Origin of the sequence: Veillonella sp. VA137 (assembly GCF_003992015.1) — a bacterium.
Lineage (GTDB): Bacteria > Bacillota > Negativicutes > Veillonellales > Veillonellaceae > F0422.
In genome coordinates this window covers 1-12,715 of the sequence record NZ_RQVK01000025.1, presented here as the reverse complement: position 1 = coordinate 12,715, position 12,715 = coordinate 1, and the positions used below count along the sequence as shown (strand labels likewise).

Here is a 12,715-nt window from a genome sequence, read left to right as displayed (position 1 = left end):
GTTTTACACAGATTGAATATAAATTGTTTTGTAGTGTTATTTGCTATTTACTTTTATTCAATTAAATTTACATAAACCGCTTTATTACGGCAAAGAACTACAGTCATACTTGGCATAATCTATTCGCACTATTTATATAAACTTAGCATCATACTAATTAGCAAACTAAGCAAAGCACAAGTTTGCAAATGACATCATCACAAGCGCCCTTCCCCTTGAGGAACACCGTTAGGTGTAGTAGCCTTGTGGCATTTTTACTGACCAAATTACATAAACCCAAGAAGAGCACGGTGTGCCCCCGAACAAACATTATGAAATACCGTTTGAGAGGGGGTATACCGTGCTCTTCCCTTTATCTTATTTAGTTAAAAACACCACAGGCTACATAACGTAACCAGAGACGACCTACATAGCGTAACAAGAAAGTATAGCATTAACACTCAAAGTATGCTATACTTAACTTACAAATAAGAAGAGCCATCAACGTGTGCAGGCGTTAGGCTCATCTCAAGATTACAAATGTGATAATGCCTAACGTGTTAAGGTGTGCTAGACCTTATTCGTTAGGCTTTGTCATTTCTAATTAAAGAAATGGTAAAGATCTATAATCAATTTTAAAAGCTTTATCAATACAGATAACTTTTTAAAAAGTTTCATAGAACCACCTCCTCCCATTACAGGAAGAGATAAGCCTAACAACACGTTAATGACTCTTACCTTTTCATTATAGCACAATCTATTCGTACTGTTTATATAAACTTACTGCCATCTAAGCAGCAAACTAAGCAAAGTGCAAGTTTGCAAATGGTACCGTCACAAGCGTCCTTCCCCTGAGGAATGCCGTTAGCTGTAGTAGCCTTGTGGTGTTTTTTACTGACCAAATCACACAGACCTAAGAAGCCCATGGCGTGCTCCTGAACAAACATTATGAAATACCGTTTGAGAAGGAGTATGCCATGGGCTTCCCTTTATCCTATTCAGTTAACAACGCCACAGGCTACATAACGTAACAAGAGATGTTGCTATTCTGTAACAAACTATGCTATACTTAACTTACAAATAAGAAGAGCCATCAACGTATGCAGGCGTTAGGCTCATCTCAAACTTGTGAAATATGAAATGCCTAACGTGTAGAGGGAGGGAACCTCTTATCGTTAGGCTTTTTCATTAATTAGTTAAACCAATCAATGAGTCGTACTATTAATTTTAGAATTAAAATCAAGATATCGATTTTTCTAAACTTTTTCATAGTACCACCTCCTCCCCTTAGGGAAGAGATGAGCCTAACAACACGTTAATGACTCTTACCTTTTCATTATAGCACAATCTATTCACACTGTTTATATAAACTTACTATCATGTCGAACAACAAACTAAGCAAAGCACAAGTTTGCAAACGATACCGTCACAAGTGCCCTTCCTGAGGAACGCCGTTAGGTGTAGTAGCCTTGTGGCATTTTTACTGACCAAATTACATAAGTGCAAGAAGAGCACGACATGTTCCGAAGAAAACCTAACCACTGTATCATTTCGGTTTGGAATATGTCGTGCTCTTTTACCTGAGGAACGCCGTTGTACGTAGCACATCTTGTAGCGCCCCTAACTACCTAACTCACACAAATACAAAAGCCCGTAACATGTTCCTGAACAAACCTACCGTAGGATCAGTTTGAGAAGGAATATGTTACGGGCTTATTTATGCTAATTTAGACATCGCCACAAGATTGCATAGGGCAACCAGAGACGACTTATTTTGCCTCTACAGCAGCAATCGCACAAAGGTCAACGATATCGCTTACGGAGCAACCGCGGCTAAGATCATGGATTGGTTTTGCCAAACCTTGGATGATTGGTCCGATAGCAGTAGCGCCAGCAAAGCGTTGTACTAATTTATAACCAATGTTAGCTGCTTGTAAGTCAGGGAAAATCAAAATGTTAGCTTTACCAGCCACTTGAGATCCTGGAGCTTTACGTTCTGCTACGGATGGAACGATGGACGCATCTAATTGCAATTCCCCATCGAATGCGAAGTCTACGTTACGGCCTTTCAAGTCTTCTACTGCTGCCACCACTTTATCAACTTCTGGAGAAGAAGCAGATCCTTTTGTGGAGAAGGATAAGAAGGATACGCGAGGCTCTTTCATACCTGCTACGGAACGAGCTTTACCAACACTGGACTCAGCGATATCAGCCAATTGTTCAGATGTTGGGTTAGGGATAACGCCGCAATCGGAGAAAATCAACAATCCGTCATCACCGTATTCTTTTTTATCAGTAATCACAAGCATAGAGCTGGACACAGTTTTCAAACCAGCTTGTGTACCTACTACTTGGATAGCTGCACGAAGTACGTTTGCTGTAGGGCTTGCAGAACCTGCAACCATGCCGTCTGCCAAACCTAAACGCACTAACATAGCTCCGAAGAACAATGCATCGCCAGTCATAGTAGCGTGCGCTTTTTCAGGTGTCATGCCTTTTTTCGCGCGCAATTCTACAAATGTATCTACCATTTTGTTTAATTCGCCGAATGTAGCTGGGTTGATGATTTCAGCACCTTCCAAAGATACACCAGCTGCTGTAGCTGCCGCTTGAATTTTATCTTCTGCACCAACCAATACAGGCACGCAGAAACCTTCTTTCAAAATCGCAGCCGCTGCTTCGATGACACGGCTATCTTCGAATTCTGGCAATACAATTTTTTTACCCAAGCCTTTTGCTTGCTCTTTTAAACTTTGAATTAAATCCATGGTATGTCCTCCTTTTAAGACCCATTTCGATATATCTACGCTTTATTATACTATAACTAATTTTGATGTTCAAACCGCTTCATATAGTTATGGTGAAAGTATACTATCCACTTCATTCATACTAAAACTGCTTCGGTATAAACCCAAAATGTTGCAAGGCTTTATAAATCCCGTCGTCATGGCAGGATGTTGTGACGTAGTCAGCTTTTTCTTTCAGTGCGTCACGGCCGTTACCCATGGCGATGTTTAGCCAATCTGGTCGGAACATGGACAGGTCGTTATAGCCGTCACCAAATACGATGACATCTTGGTAGGATGCGCCAAAGCCATCGATCATTTTCCGAATCCCATAGGCCTTATCCATCGGTTCAAATAAAATGCATCCGTCTCCATAGCGAATTAAATCCTTCGTCATATGCACAATGCCACGGCGCTGTTCCTCTTCTTCTGTGATGAAAGCATAGACCTTGTAAAAGTGCTCGATATCCTCAGGTACCAAGTCTGGTACGACTTCGTTTTGCATCATATCCCATTGCGGATCCCATGCTAGGACGCTTTCATAAGGAGTAATGCGGACAAAGTCATTTTTATGGGTCACACCCCAGGGCACATTATGTTTCGTCAAGTAGTTGAGGTACTGCACGCAGCGTTCCCGATCCATGCCCTGCATCCATTGCACTTCGTAATCTTCCGTAATACTATAGCCACCATCAGCTACAAAATTTGGGGTCTTTGCCATCTTCGCAAAACGCATAGCATCAGCCTGCAAACGACCTGTGGCAAGCGCCACGTGATGCCCTCTATCCTGCAAATACTCCAAGGAGTACTGCGCGCTGTCAGGAATTACCCCATCCGGCCAGACCGCTAGGGTATTATCAATATCGAAGAAAAAATATTTCTTGTCCATTCGGTCCTCCTCAGCGCAAGTGCTGCTCCTCATCCCAACCGTTCACCAACTGAAAGCGATCCTTCTGCTCCACATTTGGATATTTCTCATGGTCCACCTCGCTAGCGAACATCGCCAATGGCCGCACGAAGGTTTTGCGCTCTCCATAGAGCTGTTGATACACCACATGAGGCTCATCCGTCTCGGAATGGATGGCAATGTCGATGACATAGTATAGCATGCCTTTAAAATGACGATATAAACCGCCTACTACAATCTCTTGCATAGTCATCGTCCTTTCTGGTAACGATTATTTACCTAGTTGTTTCGTTGTCTCTGTGACAGAGTACCACACAAGTTCATTGATGTAATAACGAAGCTCTTCGCTCTTCACATATTTCGCATTGCTATCTGCTGCACTGACAATGGCTGTGGCAATATCTTCACCTGTTAACGCATTACCTTTCGCTTCGATGGCTTGCTCTACATTCGCTAAGATATCATGGCGTAAATCTTTCAATACATACCACGCATAGCTACCTTTTTCCGCTGTTTCCTTACCAGCCAACGCTGCTACTTCTTCGTGGCGGTTGGAACGGTCTAATTGATTGTCACCATGCCAGTTGTGAATGCGTTTAAAGAATCGCAACCGCTTTGTAAGCTTTGTGTCCAAAACGGATAACACTTGCGCTCCATCATAGACAGTCACTTTGTCTTGTCCCTTGCTTTGTAACGCGGTCAATAACTCATCCATTGTAATGCCATGGATTGGTTTTGCTGTAATGTGTGACACTACCGCAGAAGGAGTCACAGAATCATGACCTTTCACAGCATGAGACAATTCTTCTAATGTGATGCCTTGCATAGATGTGCTCGCCATGGCTGGCGTCGGTTGTACTCCATCAATCGTATGTACTAGGCCGTCAATGGCTTCTTTTGTTTCTGGCATAGTCGCTAATAAATGGTAGCCCTTCGCCACTTCTGTTACCTCAGATGGATGTTGACGAGCGAAAATGTCCTCGCTCATACCGAAACTTGTGCCTACTGTCAGCAATAATGCTGTTGATAATACTAAACGTTTCAAAATTCTATCTCCTATATAAATTACTGAATCATATTATACTCAATCTATCTTTTATTATATCATACCTTATGGTTCTAGCAGTATAGTACCTTTACAAAATGCCTATCTTAGTGCATATCGTAAATACTAGCTTAAATATATGAATATCGACATAAACTTAAGACTCTGTTCGGCGCCCCACTAGAGATCAGACTTACATCAGGGCAACTCAAAATACACCTATGACTTATTAATACCATACCTCTCACCACAGATTCGCACACTATATCCTTATGAACACAGCAAAGGAGCCACAACAATTCCTAACAGTCTTGTTATGGCTCCTTTTCTATCGAGCATGTACAACATACTCTACCACTAGTTCACCTTATTGTAACACATGATCTAGTTGTTTATTAGTTTCTTTTGCTGTTTGTTTTGCTGTATACCAAACAAGTTCATTGATGTAGAAACGAAGTTCTTCTTGATCCACAGTGAACGCTTGTTTAGCTGCTGCTTGTGACAACGCATTCACAATGTCTTCACCAGTTGTTGCTTCACCTTTTTGGTCAAACACGGCTTTTACATTGTTCAATGCGTCTTGACGTACACCACGCAATACATTCCAGCCATAGCTGTTGCTGTAACCATTCACCGCTTCTTTCACATCTGTATTATGTTTGTTCAAGAACACTTGGTAATTCGCAGTGTGTTCGTATTTATTGTCCCCATTCCAATTATGAGCACGTTTAAAGAACTCCACGCGGTTCGTCAAGTTGCGATCTAACACACGTAAGAAGTCATGATTCACATCATGGTCCGCAAAGCGATGTTGACGATCTGTCAAACGCTCACCACGCTCATGACGAGCTACTAAATCTGCCTGCACCGCATGAGCACGATCTAATGTCATACCTAATTCTTGTAATGCAGATGCCGTTTCTGGTGTCACTGCTTCTACTTCATATCCCACCGCTGGTGTTACGATATTGTCTGGGTTCTTTTGATCGAACAACACATCTCCCATGGCAAAACCAGATGTTGTGGCAGCTAATAATACTGCCGTTAATACTAATTTTTTCATGCCTATATCTCCTATACATATTCTATTTACTAAATTATCTCATCTAGATATAGTATCTAATCTTTCTCACACATTGTACTATATTGTTTTTATTTTGTATACCATAGACCCTGTGAAAGCCGGAGCTTTCACAAAATCTATTCGTATTGGTTAGTAAAAATTAACCTTTTTTTACATACTTAAGTACTTCTGCCAATTGCGCTTTCAACTCATTAATTTCGTCTTTTTGCAATTGATTTTGTGCTTCTAATGCAGATACTTTATCTTGTAATGTATAGGAAGAGCTAATAGGACCTTGACGATACGCATCTTTCACCGCTGTTTCATCAGCACGAGAGCCGAACTTCCAGCTAACGCCCGCATTCGCCATCAATTCATCATGATTGCTGCCGATAGATGCGCCTGCATGGAATAATAAAGACTCGTTTTTATAGTGTGCAATACCTAATGCCAATGCAGTTTGACCTTTGTAAGTACCTACGCCAGCCATCAATGTAGTTGGTTCCAATGGATCATATTGTAAGTGACGCAATCCAGCCATCGCAGCAGATTGAGCACCTAAACGATTAACACGGCTATCCACATTAGTTGCGTAATTTGCAATTCCTTTCAACTGTGACACATTCACTGCATCGGTATCGTTTACACCAGCTGCCACGTTAGTGATCGTATTGCCACCATTATCAAGACCTGTAGATGTTAAGCTTACAGAGGCTCCGCCCTGAGTGGCTGGTGCAAAGGTGATACCTTTCATATTTGTTAAGGTATCTGATAATTTAAGTTCAATACCTTTATCTGTCGCTTTCGCTTGAATATTGATACCATCCTTCTTCGCTGCTTCATCTGGTGTAAAATTAGAAGCGCCTTTAAGGGAGATACCGTCTTTTAACGTAGTTGTGTACGTTGAATTATCATCACCGGCAATATGTAATTCTTTATTCTCTAATGTTTCAGAAAGAACTGCATGCGTTACAATACCAGAAATTGTTACATTCTTACCAGTAGCCGTATCTGCATCGCCTTTCACAATAGGTAACGCAACAGTACCTGTTTTATCATCCACCGTGTATGTGCCAGCTTTTACATGTACATCGTCAGTTTTGTCCAACTTAGTTTCTTCTAAATTAGAAACTCTTTCGTTAGTAGCATGTAATTGTTTACCTGTTACGGCATCAGTAGACTTGTCTGACAAATCTGCATCTGCCAAGTTAGTGATTTTTGTACCATCAGCATTAATACCATCTTTGCCAATAGTGATTGTTTTTGTTGTACCATCAGCTTGTTTGTTGGCAATAGATACTTTATCTCCATCGATTGTTAGTTTTGTACCTGCACCATCTGCTGCTGTAGCGTTAGTAATAGATGTAATACCTGTTAGGTCTTTTACTAAACCAATTTCTAGTTTACCATCAACATTTTTAGTACGGATGTTGTTGGCAGCTGTTGCTACAGTATCTGCTACTGTACCTTCACCTACGATATCAAGTTTTTCACCTAAGTTTTTATGAATCTCATCGCCTGCATTGCCTTTGAAAGTCAAGCCTTTTTCAACGATCGCATTTGCAGTGTTATGTAAATCTGTTACGTTAGTAGCTGCATTTTTAACTGGGCTATCATCTTTAGCTGCTTTTTCTAATTTTTCTAATGTATTTGTACCTGCTAGTGGTGTAACAACAGAAGAAATATTATTTAATACAGTTGTACCATTTGTTACAGTGCCATCTGGGTTTACTAGACGTGCTTCTGGTGTCACTGCTACAGGAGCTGTACCACCATTTTCATCAGGAGTTTTTACATTGCCATCTGGTTCTACTTCATCAGCTTTGTAGTAATTGCCATCGTTTGCTTTCACTAAGCGATCACCGGCAGCATTTGTGAATACTACTGTACCAGCTTCGCCGTTACGAAGTGCATTGACTTTAGATGTTAAGTCTTTACCGTTTAAGCCGTCTTTACCTGTTGGGCCTTGTGCACCTGCTGTACCAGCTACGGTTGCACCATCTTGACCTGCACCCGCTTTGCCATCACGTCCATCAGAATCTGTATTACCAACATTAGCTGCATTATCTAATGTTTTACGTGCTGTTTCCTCTAAACCAATCGTAATCGTACCGTTTTTATCAGTTTCAACAACCACACCTGTTTTAGGTCTTAATCCATCAGTATCTTTGCTAGGACTATCTTGACCTGCTGGTAAATCAGTTGGTGCTATTGTACCAGTACCGGCTTTGAAAGTAATCACTTTATTTTTCGGCACTACTGTAGAGCCCGTTCCAGTACCATCATCAACATGTAAATCCCAGGCGTGATCATCTACATATTTTTTAGTAGCTACATCTGAATTGTCTGTTGGTTCTGCCACGTTTGTGATTTTTTTACCACCAGCATCAATACCATCTTTGCCGATTGTCACTGTTGCTTTTGTGCCATCAGCTTGTTTATTTTCTACTGTTAATGCATCGCCATTGATAGTCAATGTAGTGCTTGCTACTTTCGCTGCATCAGGTTGTGCTGGATCTACTGGAGCTGCATTTGTAATAGATGTAATATTTTTTAAATCTTTTACTAAACCGATTTCTAGCTTACCATCAACATTTTTAGTACGAATGTTGTTGGCTGCTGTTGTTGCATCAGCTGCTACTGTACCTTCACCTACGATGTCAAGTTGATCACCTAAGTTTTTATGAATTGCATCGCCTTCATTGCCTTTGAAAGTCAAGCCTTTTTCAACGATCGCATTCGCAGTGTTATGTAAATCTGTTACATTAGTAGCTGCATTTTTTACTTTGCTATCATCTTTAGCTGCTTTTTCTAATTTTTCTAATGTATCTGCACCCGCTAATGGTGTCACTACAGAAGAAATATTATTTAATACAGTTGTACCATTTGTTGTAGTACCATCTGGATTTACTAGACGTGCTTCTGGTGTCACGGCTACTGCATCATCTGCTTTTGTGCCATCTGCATTGACCTTACCTGCTGGATAGTACTTACCATCGTTAGCTTTCACTACACGTTCGCCATCCTCATTTGTGTACACTACTGTACCAGCTTCACCGTTACGAAGTGCGTTTACTTTAGATGTTAAGTCTTTACCGTTCAAGCCATCTTTACCAGTTGGGCCTTGTGCACCTGCAGAACCAGCTACTGTTGCACCATCTTTACCAGCACCTGCTTGTCCATCACGTCCGTCAGAGGCTGTATTACCTACATTCGCTGCATTATCTAATGTAGTACGATCTGCTTTTTCTAAGCCAAGTGTGATGTTGCCTTCATCATCTTTAGCAATAACAACACCTTTTTTAGGTGTGTCTGTAGCATCACTTGTGTCTGCACTAGCTTTTAATGTAATCGCTTTATCTTTCGCTGTTACAGCTTCCGCTGGATTATCGCCATTTTGAACTTTTAAGCCCCATTTTTGAGCATCTACATATTCTTTATTGGCTGCATCTTTGTCAGCTTCCGGTGTTGCCACGTTAGTGATTTTTTTATTACCAGCATCAATACCATCTTTGCCGATTGTCACTGTTGCTTTTGTGCCATCAGCTTGTTTATTTTCTACAGTTAATGCATCGCCATTGATTGTTAATGTAGTGCTTGCTACTTTCGCTGCATCAGGTTGTGCTGGATCTACTGGAGCTGCATTTGTAATCGACGTAATATTTTTTAAGTCTTTTACTAAGCCAATTTCTAGCTTACCATCAACATTTTTAGTACGAATGTTGTTTGCTGCTGTTGTTGCATCAGCGGCTACAGTGCCTTCGCCTACGATGTCCAATTTTGCGCCTAAGTTTTTATGAATTGCATCGCCTAGGTTACCTTGGAAATCAAGACCTTTTGTGACAAGAGCATTCGCTGTATTATGTAAATCTGTTACATTCACCGCAGAGTTAGCTACTTTGTTATCAGCTTTTGCACCTTCTGCTAATTTATCTAGGTATGTATTACCTGTTAAATCATTAACAGCAGATGCCACATTATCCAATGTCATTGGTTTGGCAGCATTCACTTTAGTATGAACCTTATCTAAATCAGCTGCTGGAACTTCTGCACCATCTTTAGTAACAAATTTACCATCTACTGTTTTGAATACTTGGTTACCATCTTTGTCTACGAAGATGACTGGGCTTGTCACACGTTCGTTGATCAATTGGCTACCGTTCACTGCATTATCTAATGCAGTACGAGTCGCTTTATCTAGACCAACTGTGATATTACCTTGGTCATCTTTAGTGATTAAAAGACCTTTTTTAGGAGTTGCTTCATCATCACTTGCATCTGCACTAGCTTTTAATGTAATCGCTTTATCTTTCGCTGTTACAGCTTCCGCTGGATTATCGCCATTTTGAACTTTTAAGCCCCATTTTTGAGCATCTACATATTCTTTATTGGCTGCATCTTTGTCAGCTTCCGGTGTTGCCACGTTAGTGATTTTTTTATTACCAGCATCAATACCATCTTTGCCGATTGTCACCGTTGTTGTGTCAGCACCTTTTTTGTTCACTACGGATAGCTTATCGCCATCGATAGTTAATTTCGTACCATCTCCATCTGCTGTTGTTGCATTTGTAATCGACGTAATACCAGTTAACGCTGGGTTTACGTTATATTTGTAAGGATTATCTACTGTGCCATCACCTGCAACAGTTGTATTCGTACCATTTGCAAAGTTTAGTTTTGCTGCAGAAATAGTGTATGTTTTCTTACCTGTTGTTGCATCTACAGCAGGAGTAACAGTAATACCATCACCTTGTACGACTTCTGTGCCTAAGCCAGTAATCACTTTTTTACCAGCATCTGTAATGTTGGATAAGTTTTTATCTGCCAATGGAGCTGTTGCATTAGTGATTGCTGTATTGACTGCGCCTGCTGTTGCAAGTTTACTTGCATCATCAGCTTTTGTAACATCAGCAGCCACTACAGGTGTTACCGTAATATCGCCATTATTATTCGCAACAGTTAATGTGTTCGCATCACCAGAAGTAACAGATTTCACTGGGTTTAAACCAGAAATTGTAGCTGTTTCTGTTGTTTCTTTGCCATTAGCATCTTCATATTTTAATGTAACAGTTCCATTCTCCACAGTATACGCTTGTGGTTTAATATGACGTTCTGCTGTTTTATCTAATTTAGCTTCTACTTTTTCATTCGTTTCATGTAACTGTTTACCTGTTACAGCATCAGTAGAACTATTTGTTAATGCAGCATCTGCTAGGTTAGTCACCTTAGCACCGCCTACATTCACGCCGGCCGCATTGATCGTTACTGCAGTACCAGCACCAGTGAAAGTTAATCCAGTATCACCAGTAATAGACGTAATACCTGTTAACGCCGGATTCACGTTATATTTGTAAGGTTTATTCGCTGTGCCATCACCCTCAACAGTTGTATTTGTACCATCTGCAAAGTTCGGTTTTACCGCAGAGATGGTGTATGTTTTCTTACCTGTTGTTCCATCTACAGCAGGAGTAACTGTAACACCATCACCTTGTACGACTTCTGTGCCTAATCCAGTAATTACTTTTTTACCAGCATCTGTAATGTTGGATAAGTTTTTATCCGCCAATGGAGCTGTTGCATTAGTAATAGCTGTATTGACTACACCTGCTGTCGCAAGTTTGTTTGCATCGCCAGCATCTGTAATATCAGCAGCCACTACAGGTGTTACTGTAATATCGCCATTATTGTTAGCAACAGTTAATGTATTCGTATCACCAGAAGCAATAGATTTAATAGAACTTAATCCAGTAATTTTTGCTTTGTCTGTTGTGTCGTTACCGTCACCATCTACATATGTTAATGTAACAGTGCCGTTCTCCACTGTATATTCACCTGGTTTAATATGACGTTCTGCTGTTTTATCTAACTTCTCTTTAACTTTTTCATTTGTTTCATGTAACTGTTTACCTGTTACAGCATCAGTAGAATCTTCTGATACATCACCTTCTTTTAGGTTAGTGATTTTTTTACCACCTACATTAACACCATTATCGTTGATCGCAACGGTTGTTGCGCCACCATGTAATGTCAATGTATCACCAGTAATAGACGTAATGCCTGTTAACTCTGGGTTTATGTTTACTTTATATTTATTATCCTCTGTACCATCGCCCTCAACAGTTGTATTCGTACCTGCCTCAAGTTTAGATGGTGCTGCTCCGCCGCCACCGCCGCCAGCAGCAGCTTTGTCAATTTTGTCTTTTAATTCCTTACTTAAAGTTAACTTATACTTACGAGTAACGCCGTTTTCATTACCTTTTTCAGCATGTTCACTATTACCTTGATCAACAACGATATCATCGCTATCCTCAACAAGAGTATCATTGGCTTTTACAATAAAATTATTAAACGTTGCCTCGTTCCCATTAAAATCTTCTGCTTTAAAAGTATTCGTTGTAACACTTACATTATTACCTGCTTGCACATGATAAAAAGGAATATGTATATTACTCGCATCTGGATCAAAGGGCACTTCCGTATATGTTGGAGGATTAAAGTCAGGTGGTAAAAAAGGATCCGTATCAGATGCCCCTCCACTAGCCATCACCCATGGTGCACTAGGGCTGAATGACGTCGCTACTGTCGCTGCCGTTGCAGCTAACAATGCAACAGCGTATTTTTTACGTTTTTTTGAAAAATTATTGTTCATAGATTCTATTCCTTTCTTCTTACCTTACACATCACCGTTACTACGCGTTATGTGTAATAATACCCATAATTTGTAAATATTCATTAGATTCTATACGGTAAATACATTAAAGTGTATTTAGGTTTAAGGTCTATATTGTAAGCAACAAGACCATCTGTGGTCCCATGCTTCTAAAAGTAATATAACACCAATGTGGCATGTATCATTTACAATAACACACGCCTATTTCAATTTAATTGTATTAAATTGTATTTAAAATTTTCGATTCCTCATCATCATACTATAT

At 40.3% G+C, this 12,715-nt stretch carries 6 protein-coding genes; all 6 read right to left on the bottom strand.

Annotated elements, in window-relative coordinates; genetic code table 11:
- Nucleotides 1-1,748 precede the first annotated feature (1,748 nt).
- Nucleotides 1,749-2,747, bottom strand: coding sequence for a phosphate acetyltransferase (pta, locus tag EO116_RS08280; RefSeq protein WP_062401348.1), 999 nt, complete (start codon nt 2,745-2,747; stop codon nt 1,749-1,751).
- A 121-nt stretch (nt 2,748-2,868) separates the two neighbouring features.
- Nucleotides 2,869-3,654: an HAD-IIB family hydrolase gene (locus EO116_RS08275; protein WP_127161420.1), complete on the bottom strand. Its 786-nt coding sequence runs from the start codon at nt 3,652-3,654 to the stop codon at nt 2,869-2,871.
- A gap of 10 nt (nt 3,655-3,664) precedes the next feature.
- Complete coding sequence (locus EO116_RS08270; protein WP_127069410.1) at nt 3,665-3,919, bottom strand: DUF1653 domain-containing protein; 255 nt, start codon at nt 3,917-3,919, stop codon at nt 3,665-3,667.
- Nucleotides 3,920-3,943: 24 nt separating this feature from the next.
- The gene (locus EO116_RS08265; protein WP_127161419.1) at nt 3,944-4,717 is read right to left on the bottom strand and encodes a hypothetical protein; all 774 of its coding nucleotides are present in this window, start codon (nt 4,715-4,717) and stop codon (nt 3,944-3,946) included.
- A 367-nt stretch (nt 4,718-5,084) separates the two neighbouring features.
- Nucleotides 5,085-5,780, bottom strand: a complete 696-nt coding sequence (locus tag EO116_RS08260) for a hypothetical protein (protein WP_127161418.1) — start codon at nt 5,778-5,780, stop codon at nt 5,085-5,087.
- A 160-nt stretch (nt 5,781-5,940) separates the two neighbouring features.
- The gene (locus EO116_RS08255; protein ID WP_127161417.1) at nt 5,941-12,429 is read right to left on the bottom strand and encodes a YadA-like family protein; all 6,489 of its coding nucleotides are present in this window, start codon (nt 12,427-12,429) and stop codon (nt 5,941-5,943) included.
- Nucleotides 12,430-12,715: the final 286 nt, after the last annotated feature.